The sequence below is a fragment of the Bradyrhizobium sp. URHC0002 genome, from assembly GCF_054059515.1.
This window is the reverse complement of sequence record NZ_JBSSCF010000001.1, coordinates 3,869,028-3,892,986: the sequence shown is the minus strand read 5'-3', so window position 1 is coordinate 3,892,986 and position 23,959 is coordinate 3,869,028. Positions and strand designations below refer to the sequence as shown.

Genomic DNA, 23,959 nt, shown 5'->3' with positions numbered 1-23,959 from the left:
CATGCAAGAAACCAAGCGACGTAATCTGGTCATTGTCCGCGCGGGAAATAACTCCCTTCATCCGGAATGGTTGAAAGGAGACCAGCCGCGAAACTGGGACATCGTGGTCAACTATTTCGGCGACGATCCCGATAAATATTGCGAATCCGATGTCGTACGGATCGATAGCAAGGGCCCAAAATGGCCGGCACTGGGTGAGCTGATTCAGTCCAATCCTGCATTCGTTTCGGACTACGATTATATTTGGTTGCCCGACGATGATTTGCTGGCGACCAAGGCCGACATCAATCGGTTTTTCGACCTGGTCCGAAGCTATAAGCTCGAAGCTGCACAACCGTCGCTGACCTGGGATAGCTACTACAGCCATATCAGCACGCTGCGAAACAACATGACCAGAATTCGTTTCACGAACTACGTTGAGGTCATGGCCCCATGCCTCTCTTCGGAAATGCTGCGCAAGTCGTCACCCCACTTCAGTTCGAATTTGAGCGGATGGGGGCTGGACTATTTCTGGTCGTCGCTGGCGGACGACCCTCTCAATCACATTGCGATCATAGACGAGGTGACGGTTCGTCACACCCGACCCGTCGGGGGGCCGAACTACAAGCTGCTGCGCGAGACGGGCGTCTCCCCCTGGGACGAACTGCGCGCGTTTTGCAGGACGCATAGCCTGGACGAAGAACCGATACTGGTCACCCATAGCGCGATCCGTCGCGACAACACGGTGATCACGGCGCAGAACAATCGCTATCGTTTCATCTCGGATTTCATCCTCGGCTATTTGCCGGCACTGCCGCATACACATGACCCCCTTCGCATGCTCAGAAGAATGGCTGGCGGCCTCTGGAAGGGTCTCTTCAACCTCCCTGACCGGGTGGCGGAGCGGTAGCTTTGAGCGAGGCAAAGCTGGGGCAATATCTTTCCGAGGGACACGTGCCCTCCGTTTGCCAGTAGCGATTGTCAAGTCGAACCCTTAAGCACGTTCGGTCACCATGTTGGCTGGTTCGCCAAAACGGTACTGGATGCAGCCTTTTCGATCCTGATAAGAACTGGACGACATTTGCCTGCTCCGACACTTATGCGCGAATCCGGAGCAAAGGGCCGTACCCGGAGGCTATTTTAATATGCAATTGACCTTCTGCATCGTAGGGGCCGGATTCAGCGGTGCCGTAATTGCCCGATCGCTCGCAGAAGGTGGGCACAAGGTCCTGGTCATTGACGAGCGGCCTCACCTGGGCGGGAACTGCCACACCGAGCGCGATCCGAAAACGGACGTGATGACGCATCGCTATGGTCCTCATATCTTTCATACCGATAACGAGAGCGTCTATTCCTATGTCAGCACATTCGGAGAACTTGTTCCGTTCCGCCATCGTGTGATGGCAACCGTACGGAATCGCACCTTTTCGATGCCGCTGAATCTGCTCACGATGAACCAGTTCTTCGGAACGACGCTCAATCCGCAGCAGGCTCGTGAATTTCTCGATCAAAAGCGACGGCGGGACATCACACAGCCGGCGAACTTCGAAGAGCAGGCGCTGAGCATGGTCGGCGACGACCTGTATCGTGCATTCTTTCGCGGATACACGCGCAAACAATGGGGCATCGAACCGACCGAATTGCCAGCATCGATTCTCAAGCGCCTTCCCCTGCGGTTCAACTACGATGATTCCTATTTCTCGCATAAGTACCAGGCCATCCCGCGAAACGGCTACACAGAGATCATCAAGAACATCCTGGATGTGCCCAATGTCGAAATCCGGCTTGGTTGCACATTTGAGGAGGTCGACGACCACTATGATCATCTCGTGTACAGCGGCCCGATCGACAGATACTTTTCATTCGATATCGGCCGGCTCGGATACCGTACGTTGGATTTCGAGACCTTTTATTCCGATCAGGACGCCCAGGGTACGGCGATCATGAACTATTGCGACGAAGAAGTACCTTATACTCGCATAACCGAGCATCGGCACTTCGCCCCCTGGGACACGCCCAAGACGGACGGGTCCATTCTCTATCGCGAGTTCAGTCGCTCGTGCAATTCAAACGACATTCCCTATTATCCGATCAGACTGGTCAACGAGCAGGCGTTGCTGCGAAAATATGTGGAAAGAGCGCGCGCAACGAACGGCGTCACTTTCGCGGGCCGTCTGGGCACCTATCGTTACATCGACATGGACGTCACGATTGCAGAGGCGATGAAGGCGGCCGACATGATCCATGCTTCAATTGCTCAGAAGTCGCGTATTCCTGCATTTGCCGCCGATCCCCTGTCATAGGGCTCGACCTGCAATGCGCGTTTCCTCGCCGCCGATCACAACGTACGAAGGCATCTGGAAATTCGAGCCGCACCGGCTGGTAAGTTCTGCGTCGATCGACGATATCTGCAAGGCAGTCGCGGATGCAACATCAGCCGGGCTGCGCGTTCGCGCCATGGGTTTCGGCAATTCGTGGCCGGCCCACGTCGTAACCCGCGACGTTCTGGTAAACATCAGAAAGTTGAACCGCATCCACGCGATCGATCTCGTCAGAAAGACGGTTGTCGTGGATGCGGGCGTTCGGCTGGGAGATCTGACCCGCGCTCTGGCTCAGAAGAACCTGTCGCTGCCATCGTTGTCATTCCTGCCGGATGTCACCATCGGCGGCGCAGTCGCAACCGCCACGCACGGCACCAGCCCCAACTGGGGAACGATCTCCGATTTCGTCCGCTCGATGGACGTCGTACTCGCGTCCGGCGAGATCAGGACGTTCGGGCCGGAGTCCCCCCCTGGTGAATTTCGAGCTGCTCGTGTCGCAATCGGCATGTTGGGAATTATCGTCAAGCTGGAATTGCAGGTCGTAGACCGACCATGGGTGCGTTTTTCGCAGGAGCAGATGGAGCTGCAGACCCTCCGGGAGCGCCTACCCTCGTTACTGAAGAAGTACGAGCACATTTGGGTGCATTGGATACTTGGCCAGGACCAGGTCAAGGTGGAGCTGTTGGAAAAACGGACAACTCCCGGGCATGGCTTCCATCCCTACACGGCTGTTTGGCGTCCATCCAATCGGATTGTCGTGCAACTGTTGAACAAGCTTGGCGTCTCGACCTCGTCCTTGCTCCAATGGCGCGACCGGCTGGTCGGGCTGGTGAAGGGCAATAGCAGCAGCGGAGCATTGGCCACGTTACGGGGCAGTCAAGACCAGAGTTTTATGAGCATGCAATACGCCGTCCCGGCGTCGCAACTCGATATGGCAATCGACCGTATCCGGAATTCAAACTTCGCAGTCCAAAATCCAGGACGGATCGTGGAGTTCAAATTCCTGAAGCATCAGGATCTGTCCCATCTCGGGCCCAACAGTGACGAAGACGCGGTTGGCTTCAATCTGTGGTGGCTCGTCGACAATGCAGCGAGATCCACGGTATTCAAGTCCTTTGAGACGCTGATGAAGGGCATGGGTGCACGGCCACATTGGGGCAAGGCCCATACTCCTCCCTCCATCGAGGAAATGCGTGCCGCTTTTCCTCGCTGGGCCGAGTTCGAAGCTGTTCGGGCGCGGCTGGATCCGAAGGGAACATTCTCGATCTTTCGCCCGGACAGCACGGTGACGGCGCGCCCGGTAGCCCAGCCATCGAAATGACATCCAGCTAGCAGGTATCGCCCGACTGGCAGCGAAGCTTGGGCTCAGCGGGCTTGTTATTTGAAGCCCACTTTACCTGGCGCTGGTCTCACCCAACCACTGAGCGAATTGCGTCCGCAACGATCGACCCGTTCAGGACGCGATGCGCGACCACAATCACACATCCCAGCGGACGGAATCCAGCTTTGACCTCAACTGCGCATCGTAGACGTGATGCATTGGATCGAAGCTGGGTCGGATGGAACGATCGAGATGATTCCAGCCGGTCGATATTTCGCGGAAATGGCCGAAATAAAACTCACGGCTCGTGACCCAAAGACCTGACCGCTTACCCCCGGGCCAGTTATCGATGTAATGCTGCAGCCATTGCGTGCCCGGCGAACACCGCCGCGGAACAACGGCCCACTTGGGATTGCAGAACCTCGAATTGTCCGGCAACAGGCGCCATTTTCGTTTCGGCGCGACCTTCAGGCGATATTCGAAATCACGATGCAGGATCGGAGCGTCAGGCGTCGCGTCCCGCGTTCGGTCCAGCACGCCCGTCACCCATGAGCCGTAGTATCTGATATAGCCGGTCCATGAACGCTCGGCCGCTTCGAAAGCGCCCCGGCGGCCCATCGGAACAACGAACTCATCAATGTCATTGTTCATTACGCTCGAAGCGGCTTGCAGGTACATCCAGCGAGCGTGCTCGAACGCGCCGGCCTGGCAATAGTCGGAGTCCCAATAAAGCCCATCAACAGTTCCAAGTGGCCCATACTTGAATGGCCAAGAGACGACGCCTACGCGTTCGATACCGGCAATTTGGCTCAGACGCCGTGCGAGGTGCACCTCGCTATATTCCGTGGATTTGTTATCGTAGAGGAGGATCGCATTCGCCCCGTGTATATCTCGGTGATATCGAACCCAATCCTCTATCCATTCGAGCCGGTTGTTCTTCGACAAGGTGAACAAGACGCGCTTGTCGGAAAAAAACGCGCTCTGGTTGGCATTCGGCGTGACCTCATATTCACCCAACGGCGAATGCACTGAAATTCGCTCGGTGCCGGGCGGGACGGAAATCCACATTTGCGCGTGGCGGTCCATATTCCTTATTTCATAATTGCATCGTTCACCGCTCGGACGAGCCACGATCACGAATCCCGCAACATGGTCTGCCAGATTATTGAATGGCGGCCCCAACAGGATGATCTTGCTGCCATCGCTGGAAAAAATAGCGTCGAAAAAGAGCGTTGAGCTATCGTACTTTTCGGCAAAGCCGGCGCCTCGATATTCCGCCGGGCGAACCGGCTCTCGAACCATGCCGCCTTGTACGGCCAGCGACACCGGACGAGCGACCAGGAGCTCTGCCGATGCACTGGTGGCACTTGTGTCGATACTCCCGTGAGCTTCACACAGAGTCATGCGGTGCTGTCTTTCGGTCGATAAAGATGGTTGAAGCCCTGCACGAGCATCGGTGCCTCTCAGTTCAGCGAACGATATCGCATGGCGCCCTGGAACGCCGTCCCCAGGAACTCGGCCGCCTTGGCTTCGATGCCGTCCGGCCGCCCGCTGCAGAACCACAGCAGAAACAGCGTGGCGACGTAGACGATTGCGCCACTGCCGCAAAACCACAAAAGCCTGATCATCAAGTGGGCATGATCTCGGTCCACGGAGGTCGCGACATCCATTAGATAGAGAGCCATAGCCATCACGCACGCGCTAACCACCGGCCGCCACGGAAAGAACAATTGCCTGGTGATCTTCAGACCTATCAGGCCTTTCACCGCCAGCATCGAGGATAGCATCGCGACCAAGGCGGTCGCCACGCGTACCGCGAGAACTCCCGGTATGCCGTAAAGCCAAAGACCGAGTATCAGCAGCGGCAGCTTGAACGAGAATTCAATCGCGGCAATTTTGAAAAAAATACCAGGCTTGTTCAGTGCGATCCCCAGGGGACTGACCGGCCCGACGAACAGGTAGGGAATTGCCGAAAGACTTAGCCATTGCAGGGAGGGAGCTGCCGCTGACCACTGATCGCCCAGGAACACGCGTATGAGAGGCTCTGCCGTCATGCACATTCCAACCAGCAACGGCAGCGACGCGGCGACAATGCTGTTCTGGCTCTTGAGATAGGCACGCATCAACCGTGGACGATCATCGCGAACCAGCGAGAAGCCAACCAGAAGAGGCTTGGATGCCTGGCTGATAAATATCTGGTTCGGCATGGCACAGAGATTCAAGGCCACCGAAAATGCCCCCAACTCGACGCGGCTGACAAAGCGGCCCAGGAGCAATTGGTCCATTTGCGAGTTCGTCGCGATGACCAGTTGGGTCAAGGTGGTCCAGCGAAGATATTTTGAGAAGACGTTCCACTCAACCAGGGTGAGGGTCGGAACAAATGGGGCAAAGATGTAGGAGATGACGACCCATGTTAGCGGAGAAGCCAGCGTACCTAGGGCAATCGCCCAGTAGCCTGCGCCCATCCACGCGGCGCATACGCCAACCACCAGGGCCACGAGCTTGCTCGAGACTTCCTGTACGAAGATCTGTCTGAAATCCAGCTTGACCGCATACTCCGTCATTCGTGGACTGATCAGTCCGCTCAACACGGGCGCCAGGCCAAGAACGCACAACAGAGCTATCAGTCTATCGTCGTGATAGAATGAGGCGATCGGCCACGCCGCAAGGATCAGGACGAGTGAAAGTATTGCGCCCCTTGCGAGTTGAAGCGTGAATGCAGTATCGAAATGCGCTTTCGTACGCTCCGGCAATGCCATCAGCGCGAGCGGTATCGGCAGTTCCAATACCGCGTCAAGTATCGCGACAACGGACATCGCGATGGCAATCAGGCCGAAGTCCGCGGGCACCAGGAGACGCGCGAGCACCGCGAACGTCACGATATCAACGCAACGCGACAGTATCTTCGACGTGATGAGCAGGCCTGTTCCAACCGTGGCTCGGCTCGCGACCGCTTGCGGGATAGCTTCGGGAGTTTTCTGCATTATAGCTTCATGACACTTTCGCCGAGCTTGAAATGAGGGTCCCGGAGCCGGCGGGCACCTTCTAGCACAATCAGCCGGCCGCAAAACAACAGGCACCATTAGGATACTGTATTTTAACCTTACACGTCCCAACCTGCCGTCAATGCAGTTCCCGCCGGCTCGGAGGTCTCTGGACTTCGCAAGAAAAATCGCTCGGTGGGCTATGATGCTGCAACCTTCGATGCACCCGCCAGCCCTGAATCTCGAGACAATTTGCCAGTAGCTGTTGCCGGCATTTGTCGCAGAAGTGACCAAACGCCCGCGTTGCATAGTTTATCGATTTGACATCCGGCGGCCGCCTCGTCGATAACCGTGCCTGCTTCTGGCCGGTCGACCTCCGGTTAACGTTATTGCCTTACCCAATGCCCCGTTTTTAGGTCCCTCCGGCTTGCTGAAGTCGGCGAGGACATATACGGCTCAATTGGCTCGACCGCGATCGGCAAGGATCTGCACGGGGGAAGCCAGTCTGGGGCCGAATTGCGTATTCCGCGCCGGTCGTATTCATACAACGTTGGAATGCCGGATAACCTCCCATGAGCATCGAACCAATTGGGCTGGTTACATTCATTGTCAGCTTGATATGCCTGCAGCTCGGCTATCGGGCGATGGCGGCTACGCTTGTCATCGCAACATTGCTCGGATCGGCTGCCGCCATTCAGATCGGCGCCGCGAATATCCCGCCCGCACATGTTCTCTTGGGATTTCTGGCGGTCAGCACCTTCACGCGTCGCGCCGAAACCGCTCGGGCGCTTGCAGCCATGAGGTTTCCCGAGCCCGGCTTCTGGCTGATTTGCCTCGTGATATACGGTGTTACTACCGGCTATTTGATGCCTCGCCTGCTTGCGGGAAGCACACAGATCATTCCACTCGGCACATCTCTGGAATACGCCGCCACCGGCTCCACAGTGCCTCTCGGCCCGGTCTCCAGTAATCTCACACAGGCGATCTATCTGATCGGCGACGTTACCTGTTTCGTGATGATCGTTGCCATCGCTTCCACTCAGGCGGGCTTTTCCGTCATCGCGGGGGCGTGCGTGGCGTACGTTGCCGCCAACGTGCTGTTCGCGCTAGCCGACATCGCCACTTACAGTACCGGCACACAGTGGCTGATGGAGCCCATTCGCAACGCCACCTATACGATGCGTGTTGATGAGGAAGTCAGCGGGATGAAGCGTATCGCTGGATCCTTCACGGAGGCATCGGCCTTCGCCGGCCAAACGCTCGTAGCATTGGGCTTCATAGGAACGCTTTGGGTTTGCGGACGCCGCCCGATTTTGACCGGTGCGCTTACGCTCGCCTCGCTCGCCCTCGTCGTTCTGTCCACTTCGTCGATCGGGCTTGCCGGGACTCCGCCGACGCTGATGATCCTTTACATGACTGCAATCATGCGCCGCGGAATTGATTTCCGCAGGCCCATTGCGTCAGCGGCCCTGTTGTGCGCCCCCCTGGTGGTCATAGCAGTGTTCCTTGCCTTGCAGCTCAACGATGACGCGTGGAAGCCAATACGCGACTACATCGACGCTCTGATCTTCAACAAGGTCGGTTCGGAATCTGCGGTCGAGCGCGGCTCCTGGAACACCTTTGCACTGCAGAACTTCTTCGATTCCTACGGACTGGGCCTCGGCCTCGGAACCGTTCGTGCTTCAAGCTTTCCTCTTGCACTGCTATCCAACGTCGGACTGCCGGGGACAATTTTCTATGTGCTCTTTGTCGTAACAGCTTTCGCGCGCCGGCGCGGTGTTCCGGGTACGTATTTTTCTGATGTCCGCCTGGCGGCGCGCAATTCCTGTATCAGCCTTATCCTGGCCGCGGCCTTCGTCGGCGCGGCGGTCGATCAGGGGCTCTTCTTTTACTTGATCGCTGGCCTGGCTTGTGCCGAACCGGAGCGCAACAGGATGGCTGCTTTCTCGCCAACTTCCTTGCAAACGCGTGGAGCACGAATATGAACGCCGGGATCAGCTTCGGGTCGTCCGTGAAACCCGGACCTGGCTCCCAGGAGCAATCGAGCAGCGGTAAACTGCCGGCGTGCCGGATCGCGGTGGTGGTGGCTACGCTCGGTCGTCCCGCTGTTGTGACCGCTACGCTCAATCATCTGCTTGAAACGCAAACTCTGAAGCCGGCAGCCGTCGTCGTGTCGTGCTCCGCGCGCGAAGATGCCGGCGAAGCTGCCAATCTGCCGGATGTCACGGTAGTCACCGGGCCACGCGGGCTTGCGGCACAGCGCAACACCGCGCTTGCGGCACTGCCGCCCGGAATTGACCTCGTCGTTTTCTTCGATGACGATTTTGTCGCCGATGCAGGATGGCTGGAAGCGATGGCCGATGTCTTCTGCAATGATCGACAGGTCGTGGGCTTCACCGGACATGTCGTGGCCGACGGCATCAAAGGACCGGGCCTAAGTTTCGAAGATGCCGTCCGTACCGTGGAAGCCTCCGCCCCTCCGACCGATTGGTCGCGCATCGAACCATTCAGTCCGTATGGCTGCAATATGGCATTCCGCCTGTCCGCAGTTGGCGAACTAAAGTTCGATGAGCGTCTGGTGTTGTACGGATGGCTGGAAGACCGCGATTTTGGGTCAGCGCTTGCGATGCACGGTGGCCGGCTTGTTAAATGCGCAAGCGCGCGTGGCGTTCATATGGGCGTCAAGAGCGGCCGGGTGGCCGGCGACCGGCTCGGTTATTCGCAGATCGTCAATCCGATTTATATGCTGCAAAAAGGAACGATGTCTTTCGGGCAAGTCGCCGGTCAGATTTTCAGGAATGTGGCAAGCAATGTGGCGGGTTCCATCAAGCCGGAACCCTTCATCGATCGAAAGGGTCGGTTAAGAGGCAACATCCGCGGATTTGCCGATGTCATCCGGGGTCACATCGAACCAGAGCTGGCCGCAGCAATCCAGCCGCCCGCCAAGGCGTGAGCAACGTATTCCCCCCGCCCTGGGATCCGAAATCCCCGACGGGCCCGTTGCGTGCCAGGCCGGCTCGGACCGTTTAAATTTAAACATGCGACAATAACGCAGGTCGCATACCAGCTTAACATGTTAATATTACCTTTATTCAGGAGATCGCAGCCGCTCGCGCCTCTTGTGCAATGCCCACAATGCCGGCAAATTAAATACGCATGATTAATATTGTTCGGCCGCTGGGAGAGTTTCCAGCTCCAAAAGTAGCGTGTGTGTAACGTGTGCTCGATGGTGTAGCGTGAGTGATCAGGTAAATCGGCGTCCACGACTTGTAGATTTGCAGATTTTGAGAGCGGTCGCCGCCGTCGTTGTCGTCTGGGCTCATGGAATTGACATATCGCTGATTGGCGACAGGGAGAAACCTCTTCTAGCTTTCGGCAATCTGGAGAATTTCGGCGCCTTCGGCGTCGACTTGTTTTTCGTTCTTAGCGGCTACATCATCACCATATCTTCCGAGCGAAACGATCGAAACTGGTTTCAATTTGCCGCAGATCGGTTCATTCGTATTGCGCCGATCTTCTACATACTGTCTTTGCCCTGGATCATCCGGGCCATGCTGACGACCGACCATTCGTGGCTTCCGTTTATTCCCACATTCGTTTTTTGGCCAATCGTCGAAGGAAGATTTGTTGAGCCATTTCTTTCGGTCGGATGGACACTCTCTTTCGAAGTTCTGTTCTACGCTGCAATGACCGCGGCGATCTTTTTTCGCTCCCGGGGCAGCCGGCCGGCTGTGCCTGTCATTGCCTTTTTTCTCGCTGCAATCACCGCGCGATCCATGTTTGACACCGCGGTCCTCGATTTTCTGGGAAATCCGATCATCATTGAGTTTCTGTTCGGCATCGGCATCAGCATGTTGATGCGAGTAACGGGACCGAACAGGCGCTTGGCTGTCGGTGTATCGGCGCTCGTTGTCCTGGCCGTCGCCTGCCAGCTCATTGTTGGCTTCGGCAATATTAGCGAGGCCCAACTCATTCAAAACGGGGACCTCTCCTTGCAGCGGGCCATCATTTGGGGTCTTCCGGCAGCAGGAATTGTTTACGCAACTCTCTTGTTTGGAAACCCGTCCTCGCAAGGGCCGCTGAGGCGTTTCCTGGCATTTCTGGGTGATGCCTCCTATTCAATCTACCTCGTGCACCTTCTTGTGATCGCAGTCTTCAAGGTGCTTCAGTCGAAAGGACTCGTATCTGGCGACGCATTGATCGTTCTGACCATTTTGTGCTCACTGGCCGCGGGCTCGCTCTCGTACTTGTTCATCGAAAAGCCCACAATTGACTTTCTCAAGCGGCGGCTCCGCGAACCGCGTCATGATACGGTGCGGGTGCCGGGAGAAATGTCGTTGTCCTGACGTTTCCGTCTGAACATATCTGGCCGGATCTGCTGGTAGTTCGCGGGCCTGATTGTGAATACTTTTGATCCACTGAGCCGGCCATTCTCGCCAGTATGGAAAGGTCAACTGTCGTCCTGATCAAGGTCGAATGATCTCGCCGAGGAGTCTTGCAAGATGAAATACGCGCATTCGAGCTTTTTCGCTGCCGCGATCCTGCTGTTGAATATTCCCGCCACCGCTGCGACGGCAGCGGCGCCCGGCAGCTCTTGCGAATTTCGCCCTGTCCTGCTCGAGGAATTCGACGAAGAAACCGCACCGAATCGACGTATCGAGACCATCACCTCCAACCGGCTTGGTCCGGCGCGCTGGACCGCTCACACGCCCTGGAACGGCGATTTCGGCGATGCGCAGTTTATAAACCCTCATCCCAATGGCCCATTCAGCATGAAGAACGGCATCCTTTCCATCACTGCCTCGAAAAACAGCGAGGGCAAGTGGGTGTCTGGCCTGATTGCGGCGGCAGATTCCACCGGCGCCGGGTTCGGAACGCGCTATGGTTATTTTGAAGTACGCATGAAGATGCCACCGGGGCCGGGTACTTGGCCTGCGTTCTGGCTGGTGCCGCTCAAGCCTGCAGGCACCTCCGATGTTAACGTCGAAATCGATGTAATTGAATATTACGGGCACGATACGTCATCTTACCAGGCCGTCTTGCACGTCTGGTACAAGGAGAAGGAAAAGACCAGAGGGCAAAACGAGAGAGTGTACTTCCCAACAGATGCCTTGGTTAATGATTTTCACACATTCGGCGTCGACGTTTCGCCACAGGCTATCGTGTTCTTCCGCGATGGGAAGAAGGTCTGGAGTCAGCCGACACCTCCGGAACTGGATGGACCAATGTACCCGCTGGTCAACCTGGCGCTCGGCAGCGGATGGCCGATTGACAAGACGCCGAACCCGTCGACGCTGCTTGTCGATTATGTCCACGTCTATGCGCGGGACGCCGGGCCACCGGAGGGTTGCCCGCCAGGGCCGCCACCGCGTTGAAATGTGCAAACGGCGTCGCCGCTGGAACTGAAAACGCCGGCTCCACGCTCTTCAGGTAACGCGACGACGATGCGAATTCTCCATCTCATCAATCATTGCAATTACGGTAACGGCAGCGTGCACGTTGCCGTGGACCTCGCTTGCGCACAAGCCAGCATGGGGCACTCCGTCGTTTTCGCAGGAAATGGCGGAGACTATCTGAAGCTGTTGGGTGACCATAAGGTTCAATGCGAAAGACTGATCCAGAGAGAACCCAATCCGTTCAAGCTGGCCGGTTCGATTGTGAAGCTCATGAAGATCTGCTTCTCGTTCAAACCGGACGTCATTCACGCCCACATGATGGCGGGCGCGATATTCGGCAAGGTTGCATCGCTGCTGTTCCGCATACCGCTCGTGACGACAGTCCACAACTCGTTCGACAAGCACTCGTTCTTGATGAAGCTGGGAGACAAGATAGCCGCCGTCAGCCGTGCAGAACGGCAACTCCTGGTCGATCAAGGCTACAACCCCGACAAGGTAGAAGTAGTCGCCAACGGCCCGATAGGTTCGCCGCGCGAGACCGAGCTTGAGAAGCTCGATGCCAGCTTACTGCACGGCATTCAGCCACCCTTTATTACAACGGTCTGCGGACTTCATCCCAGGAAGGGCGTGCACGATCTAATAGGCGGGTTCAGCAAAATCGCGCACACGCATTCGGCGTGGAAGCTGTATATCGTCGGCGACGGGCCGCAGCGGCAGGAGTTGGTAGAACTGACCGAGGAGCTTGGCGTCGTAGGTAGGGTAATTTTTCTCGGTTACGTCAAGAATCCCGGGGAGATTTTGGCCAAGGCGGATATCTTCGTACTGGCGTCGTATGCCGAGCCTTTCGGCTTGGCTACCGCCGAAGCCCGACAGGCAGGCTGCGCCATCGTAGGAACGTCAGTTGGCGGGACAACAGAGTTGCTCGACTTTGGCAACGCAGGGCTTCTGGTCAAGCCGGGGGCACCAGACGAGATAGCGACAGCTCTGGACAAGTTGATATCCGACCCCAAAACACTCGAAACGTTCAAAGCGAGTTCCAAGCGAGGTGCGGACTATTATTCCGTTTCGCGCGTTGCCTCCGACTATGTGAAAATCTACCGTTTGTTGGCGCCCAAGGCGAGCTAGACCCGAGCGTGACAAGATCCACAACCGAAAAATCCTCGAAGTCAAAACCGGTGCTCGCGGTGGTCATCGCGTGTCACAATTACGCGCCCTTTGTTGATCGCGCCATCCGAAGTGTTCTTGATCAAGGCCGTGCGGATTGCGAACTCGTGGTCATAGATGACGGCTCGACAGACGACTCGTGGAACGTGATCGTGCGGACCGGTGCGACAGCGTTCAAGATTGAGAATAGCGGGCAACGGCAGGCATGCCTGTACGGCTTCGACAAGACGACAGCGCCGTTTGTCCTCTTCCTCGATGCCGACGACGAAATGCAGCCGGGATCCATCGACGCCATCATCCACTTGCTGGATCCGGCGGTTGCCAAGCTTCAATTTTCACTCTCGCTGATTGATGCCGAAGGCCAGACCCTGAGCAGCTCATTCTCCGCCTTGGACAGCTTTCGTAGCGGCGACGGATTGGCGCAGGAGATGCTGAAGAAAGGAGTGTACCGGTCTCCTCCGACCTCGGGCAATGTCTTCCGTCGCGACCTGGTCGAGCTGCTTCGTGAGGCAACCTATGACCAGATACTTGATGGGGTCATCCTGTTTGCGGCACCGCTATTTGGTGACGTCGTGAGCACATCCAAAGAATTGGGCCGGTACCGTGTTCACGACCGCAATGTGTCCGGCCTCGGACGCTTGCCTGACGCTGCGTCACTTGAGCGGGACATAGACCGTTTCCTTTTGCGCATGGAGCACTTGCGCGCCGTCGTGGCGCGCTTCAGACCAGGTGCTGAACTTGTCGACCCGCACAAGACCTTCTATTTCCGCGAGCGAAAGCTTTTCCTGGACGTTGTTTCGGGCAAACGACCGGGCCTGACCGCCCTTCCTGGGCTGCTTTCCAAGCTTGCGCGCGAGGATCTCGGCACCAAGAACAAAGCCATCCTCGGGACGTTTTTCAGCCTTGCCGCCATTCTCCCCAGCAGCAAGAGTAAGATTCTGCTGGCTTATCGACTTAAAGCCGGCCGTCGCTCCGTCCTCGCTTTTGCAAAGGAGCTTCTCGGCTTTGGCGGTCGAGGAATCGCGAGCTAAAGTCCGTTGTTCGAGGCTGCCCTGTCCGGGCTGCTCATCGGCGTTCTGGTCGCCGCCAAGTGCAACTCCGCCTTTTGGGACGTGACCCTGGCCGTCGGCTGATAATCGAATCCGCCCTGCCGGCCAATGGATTCCACGCCGAACGTTCGCAGCGCTGAGATTGTTTCCGTGGCAATCGCGCTGGCGTTCCCGGTATAGACTGGATAGGCGTGAGAGACGATGTGGCTTCCCTCGAGCTTGAGGTCCCCCTTGAACAAACCGTTCTCTGCTACGTGCTGCCTGAAGTCCTGTTCGGCAATTTCGACACTGCCGTTGACGTGATCGGCGTTCACTTCGGCCGTAAAATACTCGCAGCCATCCGACCTTCCGTAGAAATCGGAATACACCGTGAGTCGTTTCCACGCCCCGACATGCGAAAAATTGTAGAGAATGGATTGCCTGAAACCGCGGTCGCCGGAGAAACTGAAGAAGAGACTGACCAGTGTTACCGTCGTCAGGCTGTCGCCGACGGTCATGCCGACCAGCTTCCGGATCCGTTCCAGCGGGATGGTCGACACTACACGGCTTGCGGCGACCCTGCGGCTGCCCATCTGCAGAAAAAAAGTGTCGCCGTCTTTCCGCAAGTCCTGCAATGTTTCGCCAAGCAGAAGGGTTACGCCGGATTTCTCCAGCCGCTCGACAGTCACGCGATATAGATGACTAAAACCTTCCCTCGGACGCGCAAGTTGCGTGTTGCCGGCAGGCTTCGCCGCGCGCGTGAGGATTCGGCGCAGAACGTTCCTGATCATCGCGTGCTCTTTGATCCAGAGCATTCGATCCTCTGCAAATTTGATGTCGATGCGCTCGGGAGAAACGCCGTAGAAGCGCCTCATGTAGTTCTCGAGCCCGGACCGATGCAGCAGCCTTGCGCCGATCCAGTACTGCGCGAAATCCCTCGCATTCGTCAGCCGACGGCGAAAGAGACGCGCAAAAACGACCGAAGATATGATGCGCAGCCATTCGATCGGGCCTGCGTTGATGAGATCCTCCTTGATCGAGATCGGATAGTGAGTGACGACGCCTTGCGGATTCAGACGGCCCCAGCTCGGATCGATAGGAACATAGAGTGGCAGGATCTCCGGCAGATGGGCGAGCAGCGGTGAGTCATCCTGGAAAATGAAACTGCCGATATCGAAGGTGTATTTGCCGATGCTGCGATCAATATGATTGCCACCAACGTGATCGTACTCGTCAACAATCAGCAGACGCTCACAACCTTGCTTGAGCAGAACGGATGCGGAAACAAGCCCGCTGATCCCTGCGCCCAGGATGATGACGTCATATTTCTCGGCTTGAATTGTCATGGCCTTGGCGTGAAATTCCGTTTGCTGAATCTCGAGCCCAGCGTTCAACATTGCGGTGATGAAGTGCACGTCCGCGGTTAACTATTTTATCCGCTCAGGCGCCGACCGCGACAAACTCCCAAGGTCCAACAACAAAACTCAAAGCTTCAACTAAATCCTCTGCAGCAGATACAATGGCCCGCTCGGAATTCATATACCCGACCGCCGTATCGTCCACCTTGGATAATGAGCAGCGCGCCCAATGGACAAGCAATTTGCAATCGTTTTGAGGTTAAGAAAATTTGGTACCTCTGTGTCACTACAAAACCACACATTTTGCGCCCCTGACATGGTTTATTCCTGCGACAGGCGGGCGCCGCCTACTCGGCGTTGACCTCGCAGCCTGCAACACTGCCACCGCAGCCAGCTAGCGTATGCATCCGCTTTCTTGAGCGTGGGCCATGCCGCGCGGCGCCAAGCGCGGAAATAATGTAAATTGCGCGTTTACAATACTTGCAGCAATTTCAATACCAACGCGACAAGAGCGGGTCTGTCATCCTATGTGTCGGGAGCGCGGCCAGTCATCCGAATTGGCGGATGCAAGCTGTTGCGTTGGCCCTGGCTCGTCGGAACGAGAACGAATTGCATGAAAGTCGCCATTATCCACTATTGGCTCGTCGGAATGCGCGGCGGCGAGAAAGTCATCGAAGCCTTGTGTGAAATGTATCCCCAAGCCGATATATTCACTCACGTTTACGTCCCCGAGATGATCTCGGAAAAAATCAAGAAGCACCGGATTATTCCGACGTTCATCAACGCGCTACCCCGCGCGGCATCGATGTACAAAACCTATCTGCCCCTCATGCCTCTGGCGCTCGAGCAGCTTGACCTTCGCGGCTACGATCTCGTCATAAGCAGTGAGTCGGGGCCCGCCAAGGGAGTGATTCCGCCTTCGGACGCCCTTCACGTCTGCTACTGCCACACGCCCATGCGATATATCTGGAACATGTACCATGACTATCGAGACAGCGCCGGCCTGGTGACCCGCCTGCTGATGCCGCCGCTATCCCACTATCTTCGGACGTGGGATGTCGCATCGGCCGCTCGCGTGGACAGCTTCGTTGCGAATTCCACGACCGTCGCAGGCCGAATTCACCGCTACTACGGGGCCAACGCTACAGTTATTCACCCCCCCGTCGACACCGACGCCTTCGCAGTCGCTGCGCCGTCCGAGATCGGCGACTTTTATCTGATGGCTGGCGAGCTCGTTTCGTACAAGCGGCCCGACCTCGCGGTGCGCGCATTCAACGAGATGAAAATGAAGCTCGTCGTGATCGGCGGTGGCGAGATGCTGGACAAGATCCGTGACTTGGCGGGCCCGACGGTCACCGTCATGGGTTCCCAGCCCTTCGACGTCCTCAAGCATCACTACGCACGATGTCGCGCTTTGATCTTTCCCGGCGAAGAGGACTTCGGGATGGTGCCGGTCGAGGCGATGGCAAGCGGCCGACCTGTGATCGCCTTCGGCAAAGGCGGCGCGACCGAAACCGTGATGGAAGGCGTTTCGGGTACATTTTTCGCCGAACAGACTGTTCAAGCGATTACTTCCGCAGTTAAGCGGCTGGCCGATTCCAATATCGACCCGGCCCGGATCGTCGAGCATGCCCGCCTATTTGGCCGCGAACAATTTCTTCAAAAGATGCAAAACCACATCGACGACCTTTTCCGGCAAAGGCATGTTCAGCGCTCGCCAGCAGCGGCCGCGTCAGCGACCTAGCGAGTATCGATTAGGGACAGGCACGGCCCTTCGATTACCAGGCAGGTTAGACGACCCGTCGCAAATGCACCGGTGTCGATATTGATCCGGTTTGGTGCGACTTCGACTTCCTGCACAGGCGTGTGCCCATGAACGATGATCTTGCCGTAGTCCTCGCTCGAATTCAGGAATTCGTCTCGTATCCATAGCAAATCGCTCTCGCTCTGTTGCGAAAGCTCGACGCCGGGCCTCACGCCGGCATGGGAGAAGAAGAAATCTCCGCAAGCAAATTTCGTGTGCAACAGCCGAAAAAAACGCAAATGGGGCTGGGGTAGCGCATCATGGAAGGCGGACTGCAGTTGGGCGATCGAATTTGCGTTCGCAAGGTCGCCGGCTGCAATTCCGTACGAGATCAAGGTCTCGATACCTCCGAGCCGCATCCACTGGTCGAACAATCTGCGATCACTCAGGCATTTGGTCGCAATCTGTTCGTGGTTGCCCTTCAAAAAAATGCATTCGCCTCGCTCCCCCTGCGCGATCAGTCGATCGACCGTCTCGCGCGACGATAAACCTCGATCGATATAATCGCCCAGGAAGACGTAGAGCGGCCTGGATACTGGGCGCGCCGCAATGTCCGCTTCAAGGCGGGACAACAAGTCGTCCAGCAGGTCGAGCCGCCCGTGGATATCTCCGATCGCGTAGACCCGAACGCCCTCAGGCAACGACGGGCGTCGGCCGTGAATCTCAAACCGCTGAGGGATCGGAAGTACTGACCGCACCTGTCACCCCTGCCTTACCAGGCCGCTTGCACAAAGGAACCGTTTGGCAGAACCGCATAATAAATGTTCACGAGTTCACCGGCAGCCGGCTGCCAGCGCACGGGGCTTGAAGTTCCATGCCGGTGCGCGAGCGCACCACATTTACGTTAAGATATCGCAATTTCGGGCCGTTGATTAGATACATAAACGAGAAAGTTAGCGATTTCAATGCTATAGATGAATTCCGGGTGACCCCGCCAATAAACCATTATAAGCGGCCGCGGTTGATACCGCCTCAAGCCTAAGCTATCTTCCAGAGCTAGTTTTTCTTAATGATAAACAATTGGTTGGAGCATAGCGATGCGTGCTGGTTCGATCGTTCTATTTGCGCACATTTTGGTGGCGTTTTGTGCCAGCGAGGTCCGCGCCGCGCCCTGCATCGCACCGCCGCTCTCGCCGGCCGCGATTGAACAGTTCAAGGCCAGCCCCGAGGCCCTCCTTCCGCCCAATGCCGATACTCGCGCGCTTGAAGCGCAAGTGAGGGATTTGGCCGGAACCGACGCCAGCTTGGCGGCCAACCTGATCGAACTGGCCAAAACTACCACTCCGCGATTCCGGACCGCGATTGCCGCTGGACTTGCCCAGGCCGCGATCGCTTGTCAAACCATCGACCAGCAGGCCGCTCTGACGATACAGCAGGCCGTGGCGAGCTTCGATGAGGAAGGTTTTCAGAACTCCTTCGCCGCAGTCTCGGGCGACCTTTCGACAGCCGCGACGATCGCCGCGACGAACTCCGCGAACAGCTCGGTCGGCAGTGTCATCGTGGTAAATCCCAACGTCGGCGGCCGATCCAGCACAAATCCAGGCGGCGGGGGTTCCACGGCATTTTTCCAGATCAATTCCACCATCGGGGCCAGCACCGCGACGATAGCGCCCACGAACACGACCACTTCCGCGAGCCCCGTCAGCGCTACGCGTTAAGTGTTGGAAGTGAGGCTCGTGCAGCAGAATGTCTAGCTTGTGGAAGTGCGAATGAACGTTGCAGGTCAATTCCCGCGCTATCCCCAGCAGGCTGATGGCGATCCGGGCATGGGGTCGTTTCCATTCCAGCAAGTCCGAGCCTTTCTTGGCCGGCAGTGGCGCCTCATGGCGTTGGTTGTTGTCCTGTCCATCATCGTCGGGATTGCTTACCTTGCCCTTACGCCGTCGCGATACACGGCGCGGGCAGACATGATCATCGACACCAAGCGAGTCACCTGGACCCAGTCGGACATGGCGACCGAAAATCGCATGGTCGAGGATGCCTCGGTCGAAAGCGAAATCGAGACCACGAAGTCCGAAAAGGTCGCGACGGCCGTAGCTCGCAATTTGAAGTTAACCGAGGATCCGGAATTCGTCGGAGCGGGTTATAGCCTCAGGTCGCGTGTGTTTTCGCTTCTGGGGATCGACAGGGGGTTAGAGCAGCAGCCGTCCAACGAGGAAGTCTTGAGACGGGTGCTCAGTACACTTAAGGACAATCTGCGCGTCGTGCGCGTCGGGCGCAGCTATATCGAGCAGATTTCCTATACCTCGCTCGATCGGGACAAGGCTGCCAGGATCGCGAACGCCTTCGCTGAGGCCTATATCGAGGATCAGCTGCAGGCGAAGTTCGAGGCGACACATCGTGCCAGCACTTGGCTCGAGCAGCGCATTCGCGAGCTACGGCAGCAGTTCAGCGATGCTTACAAGGCTGTCCAGGACTTCAAGTCGCAGAATGGCATCATCATCGGCGTCGACGGCAAGCTGGCCAGCGAAGTCGAGCTCGATCAACTCGGAATTGCTCTCGCCAAGGCACGCGCCGATACCAGCCAGGCTCGGGCGAAGCTCGACCGCATCGGGCGCGTCCTCGAACAGCGGCACATAAAGGGAACCCTTGAAATCCCTGACCCGGTGGTGACCGACGCGCTGAACAATCCAGTGATCACGCGGCTGCGCCAGCAGTATCTCGACGATCAGAGCAAGGAATCCGAGTGGAGCGCTCGCTACGGGACCGATCATCAGGCCGCGCGCAATCTGCGGGCGGAGATGGCAGCGCTACAACGCGCTATTTGGGACGAAATTTCACGCATCTCGGAGAGCTACAAGAGCGAATTGCAGATCGCAAGAAGTCAGGAAGAATCGATAGACAAGCGGATGATGGAGGTTTTCCAGCAGTCTGCAACGACCCGGCAATCGCAGGTTCGGCTGCGCGAATTGGAAACGGCTGCGAACACCTATCGTGGTATCTATGAAACCTTCCTGTCCCGTTTCACGCAGTCCGTCCAGCAGCAGTCGTTCCCCTCGACCGAGGCCAGGGTCGTTACAGTCGCGACCCCTCCCGCTGGGCGAAGCTCGCCGAAGACAAGTTTAACGCTGGCCTTCGCGGGAATCTGCGGGCTTGCGCTTGGAACCTTGCTGGCGTTCCTGCGCGAGCAAATGAACCGGCAAATTCACACCCGCGCCGAGCTTGAAGCTCTGCTGGGAACAAGCTGTCTTGCAGTTCTTCCGGCCGTTCAGGACAAGAAACTTGTCCTCGGCAAGCAACATGGATCGCGGGAATCCGGCGCTTTTCGACAGATCAGCGACGTCGCGCCGTTCTCGGCGACCGCGGAAGCACTGCGCTACATCAAGGTCGCCATCGATCTTCACCCGTCTGGAGGCAAGATCATCGCGCTCGTCTCCGCCCTTCCCGGTGAAGGTAAGACGACGGTCGCCGCCAGCTTCGCCGCCTTCGTTGCAAAGAGCGGTAGTCGAGTTCTGGTGATCGATGCCGACCTGCGCAATCCCTCCATGACGAATACGCTGGGTTACAAGAGCGCACCCGGCTTGTTGGATTTGGTCGCCGGTGACGCGTCGTTCGACGATCTCGTTATTACCGACACCAAGTACAAGTTCGACTTCCTGCCCGCGGCGTCCCGTATCAAGCCCTCCAACAGTTCGGATATCCTGAACGCGCCGCAGTTCAAGCAAACGCTCAAATCCGCCCTGAAGCAGTACGACTATATTCTGGTCGACATGCCTCCCATTCTTCCCGTGGTCGATGTCAAGGCAGCTGCGCATCTGTTCGATGCATTCGTCCTGGTCGTCGAATGGGGAAGCACGTCGACCGACGAACTCCTCAGGGCCGTGGCGATTTCGCCCATCGTGTCGGAGCGATTGCTCGGCGCCGTTCTCAACAAGGCGGACGAGGCTGTCATGCGCCGCTTCGAGGGATATTCGGAGCGCAACTACAACTATTACACAAACGAAAAGACGGCTGGCGTCGCCTGAACCGCCGTGCCATGTCGAGGATCTCGCATGCATCTGACGGTGGTTCTGACGGCGCTGACATTCCTCATCGGCAGCCTCGGCCTGGCGTGGGGCATCTCAAACCTGCAAAGCGCTGCTATCGCCGACGAGTTTCGCTCGTACGAGACGCGCGTTCTGCGGTTTGAAGGCTCTCCTCCGGCGGCGGCAAAACGCGTCGTTGACAGCACTGCCGCCCGGAACCTGAGTGATTGCGATACCCACGCGCAGCGCGCTCTGCTGTTACTTGAAATACCCTTGGCAGAAGCCGCATTGCGCTCAGGAACGGTTCAGGAATTCGATCGCCACCTGCAATCCATCCAGCATCGCTCCGAACGAGTCCTGACATGCGTTCCGCGCGATTCGCTGGCTTGGCTTCTCCTTTTCGGCGTCGAAACGATGCATGGCCGTTTCACCACTCACGCTTTCGAGTTGCTCGAAGCCTCCTACGAGACCTCGCCAAATGAAGCCTGGGTGGCCCTGCGCCGCGCAACCGTTGCGACTCCCGTATTGCTTTCCGCACCGGAGCGCACTCGGCGGAAGATCCTCGATGAATTCGGGAATCTGATTGACCGCGGATTCGAGGAGATCCCTGCCCGGGCCTATTTGGCAGCACCGGCGCCAACCAGAAAACTGCTTCAAGCGCGCATCGAGGAACTGGATTCTCGCCGCCAGGAATCATTTGCCAACATGGTGCAGAAGCTTCGTTCCTGACCGGGTCTTGCTAGCCGGGCATTTCGCGCTAATACTCGACGACTGGCCAATGCAAACGGCTCTGAGGTTTCGATGGGACGCTGGATTTTGGCGGTTCTGTTGGCATTGATGCAGGTGGCGACATCGACCGTGTCATTCGGGCAACAAGACCCGGATCAGGAAGCCGCGTTCACCCGCGAGCAGTGGCAAGAGCGCGTGGAAAAGGCCCGCAGACAGTCCGGACGTTTTGTCGACAGCTTCCGGGCAGAGCAACGTGACGCGCTTTCGGCCGAGGAAACCTTTCCTGATGCCGAGCTGACCCGCGAACAATGGCAACAGCGCGTCGAAGATGCTCGCCGGCGCACGGAAGATTTCGTCGCAAGTGCCGGCACTGATTCGCCAGATCCGCTGCCGCGCGATCTCCAGGAGCGCGAAGCGTCAGAACGAGCAATGAACGACCCCACCCTGCAGGTGGGTGATATCGTGTCGACCGAACGGGGCCTTGTCGTCTTTCTCGGACGCACAGAAAAGCTCCAGCCGGGCGGCGCACCGCAGTAGAGGCCACCTCACCGCGATCATTCGCCACTCCCTGCGCCATTTGTCAGCCGAGGAAATGTGTTCGGCCGTTGAGACCCTCCGTTCCGCTCGGCCCGGCTTCACATGCGCGTGAAAATCGCATTTAATTTCCCGAAGATTTAATTTTCGATTGGATTTTTGCGAAAAATTGAACCAAAAGGTTGTCCCGTAACCCCCGTCAACCTTCGCTGCTCCGCAGCATCAGGGGCATCCAATTCGTTGCCTACATGGCCCATTGTTTGGTCAGAGCGATAAGCGGGGCCAAAATCGTTAATTAACCTAACCGGTTAGCGCTTTAATGTATTTAACTAAAATGCATAGAAATCGCTCTTGCTCAAATTGTGCAGTGCCCAGTATCCTGTTAAGGAGCCGTAAAGGAAAAGAAAGATTTGAAAGTTTGGCGTACTTTTAACGCACTTTTTTGGAGTACCGGAATGACGAGCTTTGCCGACTTTGATGATGTTTGCAGAATTGGACGAGCAGAGCCTAAGTCCCCGATTGGGTCGGGTCCAAAGAGAATTGTAGATATTATCCTGGCGATTTCCGGCATTATTATTCTGGCGCCGCTTTTACTCATTTGTTTCGTTGCAATAACCTCGACGTCGAGCGGTCCTGCCCTTTTCCGGCACCGGCGCGTGGGCTTCAACGGCAAGCAATTTGGTTGCCTTAAGTTCCGCACCATGGCGGTCGATGCGCCGAAGCGTCTGCGTGATTTGCTTGAGAGCGATCCGGCAAGCGCGGCAGAATGGGCGGCCACGCATAAGTTGCGATATGATCCGCGTGTAACCGCGATCGGCGCCGTCCTTCGCAAATCCAGTCTCGATGAATTGCCGCAGCTGTTCAACGTACTGCGGGGCGACATGAGTATTGTTGGTCCTCGTCCGGTTACCAACGAAGAGTTGGAGCGCTATACGGGCTCGATTGGCGCCTATCTGGCATGCCGACCAGGCATTACTGGACTGTGGCAGGTAAGTGGGCGCAGCAAGACCACCTACGAAGAGCGGGTCGCGTTTGACACGCAGTATGCTCAGACGTGGTCGATGAAGCTCGACGCAAAAATATTGATCGTGACAATTCCCTCTCTGCTCATTCCGGACACCGCCTGCTGATCGGCCTCTGCCAAGTCTTTCCAGGAGGCCTTGGGCGAAGGCTGAATATCTTCGGTCGGACAACTCCGCGAAAGCTCGGCACGCAGGTCCACCTTTGTCCGTGATCTGCGCGAAGCCGCTTTCACGTAGCGCGACGCTTCCACGTTCGAAATGTCGTGCCGCAGTCAGGACTGCCATCTGCGACAGGTGCCGCAGCGAAGCCCACACCATTCGAGGGGTAAGACATCGGAACGATAAATCGCGCAA

Annotated in this window: 18 protein-coding genes and 1 pseudogene; 15 read left to right on the top strand and 4 right to left on the bottom strand. The window is 57.2% G+C overall.

Translation table 11 applies throughout. The features are described 5' to 3' along the window. Window position 1: 1 nt before the first annotated feature. The 3 genes from ACVWVY_RS18865 to ACVWVY_RS18855 all read left to right on the top strand — a co-directional run bounded on the left by ACVWVY_RS18865 (window position 2) and on the right by ACVWVY_RS18855 (window position 3,621). Complete coding sequence (locus tag ACVWVY_RS18865; protein WP_456627780.1) at window positions 2–889, top strand: DUF707 domain-containing protein; 888 nt, start codon at window positions 2–4, stop codon at window positions 887–889. 235 nt (window positions 890–1,124) lie between these two features. Then, on the top strand, window positions 1,125–2,282 hold the full coding sequence (gene glf / locus ACVWVY_RS18860) for a UDP-galactopyranose mutase (protein ID WP_456627779.1): 1,158 nt from the start codon (window positions 1,125–1,127) through the stop codon (window positions 2,280–2,282). Window positions 2,283–2,295: 13 nt separating this feature from the next. Further along, window positions 2,296–3,621, top strand: coding sequence for an FAD-binding protein (locus tag ACVWVY_RS18855; RefSeq protein ID WP_456627778.1), 1,326 nt, complete (start codon window positions 2,296–2,298; stop codon window positions 3,619–3,621). A gap of 156 nt (window positions 3,622–3,777) precedes the next feature. Here ACVWVY_RS18855 and ACVWVY_RS18850 read toward each other — a convergent pair whose 3' ends face one another. Both ACVWVY_RS18850 and ACVWVY_RS18845 read right to left on the bottom strand, forming a co-directional pair. Then, window positions 3,778–5,025, bottom strand: coding sequence for a hypothetical protein (locus tag ACVWVY_RS18850; protein ID WP_456627777.1), 1,248 nt, complete (start codon window positions 5,023–5,025; stop codon window positions 3,778–3,780). A 59-nt stretch (window positions 5,026–5,084) separates the two neighbouring features. Continuing rightward, window positions 5,085–6,605 carry a lipopolysaccharide biosynthesis protein gene (locus tag ACVWVY_RS18845; RefSeq protein ID WP_456627776.1) on the bottom strand — a complete coding sequence of 507 codons (1,521 nt, stop codon included), beginning with the start codon at window positions 6,603–6,605 and terminating at the stop codon, window positions 5,085–5,087. A 572-nt stretch (window positions 6,606–7,177) separates the two neighbouring features. On the opposite strand from ACVWVY_RS18845, the gene ACVWVY_RS18840 reads away from it, so the two are divergent. The 6 genes and pseudogenes from ACVWVY_RS18840 (at window position 7,178) to ACVWVY_RS18815 (ending at window position 14,196) form a co-directional block, all read left to right on the top strand. Beyond that, on the top strand, window positions 7,178–8,590 hold the full coding sequence (locus tag ACVWVY_RS18840) for a hypothetical protein (protein WP_456627775.1): 1,413 nt from the start codon (window positions 7,178–7,180) through the stop codon (window positions 8,588–8,590). Window positions 8,591–8,673: 83 nt separating this feature from the next. Then, window positions 8,674–9,558 (top strand): annotated as a pseudogene (locus ACVWVY_RS18835) (glycosyltransferase family 2 protein); the annotation flags it as partial. Window positions 9,559–9,841: 283 nt separating this feature from the next. After that, complete coding sequence (locus ACVWVY_RS18830) at window positions 9,842–10,951, top strand: acyltransferase family protein (RefSeq protein ID WP_456627774.1); 1,110 nt, start codon at window positions 9,842–9,844, stop codon at window positions 10,949–10,951. A gap of 156 nt (window positions 10,952–11,107) precedes the next feature. Further along, window positions 11,108–11,980, top strand: coding sequence for a glycoside hydrolase family 16 protein (locus ACVWVY_RS18825; RefSeq protein WP_456627773.1), 873 nt, complete (start codon window positions 11,108–11,110; stop codon window positions 11,978–11,980). Between the two features lie 69 nt (window positions 11,981–12,049). Then, window positions 12,050–13,126 carry a glycosyltransferase family 4 protein gene (locus ACVWVY_RS18820; protein WP_456627772.1) on the top strand — a complete coding sequence of 359 codons (1,077 nt, stop codon included), beginning with the start codon at window positions 12,050–12,052 and terminating at the stop codon, window positions 13,124–13,126. Window positions 13,127–13,134: 8 nt separating this feature from the next. Continuing rightward, window positions 13,135–14,196: a glycosyltransferase family 2 protein gene (locus ACVWVY_RS18815; protein ID WP_456627771.1), complete on the top strand. Its 1,062-nt coding sequence runs from the start codon at window positions 13,135–13,137 to the stop codon at window positions 14,194–14,196. On the opposite strand, the gene ACVWVY_RS18810 is transcribed toward ACVWVY_RS18815, so the two are convergent. After that, window positions 14,193–15,608: an NAD(P)-binding protein gene (locus ACVWVY_RS18810; RefSeq protein ID WP_456627770.1), complete on the bottom strand. Its 1,416-nt coding sequence runs from the start codon at window positions 15,606–15,608 to the stop codon at window positions 14,193–14,195. The genes ACVWVY_RS18815 and ACVWVY_RS18810 overlap by 4 nt on opposite strands. Window positions 15,609–16,164: 556 nt before the next feature. On the opposite strand from ACVWVY_RS18810, the gene ACVWVY_RS18805 reads away from it, so the two are divergent. After that, window positions 16,165–17,295: a glycosyltransferase gene (locus tag ACVWVY_RS18805; RefSeq protein ID WP_456627769.1), complete on the top strand. Its 1,131-nt coding sequence runs from the start codon at window positions 16,165–16,167 to the stop codon at window positions 17,293–17,295. Here ACVWVY_RS18805 and ACVWVY_RS18800 read toward each other — a convergent pair. Then, window positions 17,292–17,996, bottom strand: a complete 705-nt coding sequence (locus ACVWVY_RS18800; RefSeq protein WP_456627768.1) for a metallophosphoesterase family protein — start codon at window positions 17,994–17,996, stop codon at window positions 17,292–17,294. The two genes, ACVWVY_RS18805 and ACVWVY_RS18800, sit on opposite strands and share 4 nt — an antisense overlap. 396 nt (window positions 17,997–18,392) lie before the next feature. Here ACVWVY_RS18800 and ACVWVY_RS18795 point away from each other — a divergent pair, with 396 nt between their 5' ends. From ACVWVY_RS18795 to ACVWVY_RS18775, 5 genes are all read left to right on the top strand, one after another. After that, window positions 18,393–19,013, top strand: coding sequence for a hypothetical protein (locus ACVWVY_RS18795; protein ID WP_456627767.1), 621 nt, complete (start codon window positions 18,393–18,395; stop codon window positions 19,011–19,013). Window positions 19,014–19,064: 51 nt separating this feature from the next. After that, entirely contained in the window at window positions 19,065–21,320 is a 2,256-nt protein-coding gene (locus tag ACVWVY_RS18790; protein ID WP_456627766.1) for a polysaccharide biosynthesis tyrosine autokinase, read from the top strand. Window positions 21,321–21,347: 27 nt separating this feature from the next. Continuing rightward, entirely contained in the window at window positions 21,348–22,049 is a 702-nt protein-coding gene (locus tag ACVWVY_RS18785; protein WP_456627765.1) for a hypothetical protein, read from the top strand. A gap of 72 nt (window positions 22,050–22,121) precedes the next feature. Beyond that, window positions 22,122–22,586 (top strand): hypothetical protein, encoded by a 465-nt coding sequence (locus ACVWVY_RS18780; RefSeq protein WP_456627764.1) that lies wholly within the window; start codon window positions 22,122–22,124, stop codon window positions 22,584–22,586. A gap of 452 nt (window positions 22,587–23,038) precedes the next feature. Next, window positions 23,039–23,713, top strand: a complete 675-nt coding sequence (locus ACVWVY_RS18775; protein WP_456627763.1) for a sugar transferase — start codon at window positions 23,039–23,041, stop codon at window positions 23,711–23,713. The last annotated feature ends 246 nt before the right edge of the window (window positions 23,714–23,959 follow it).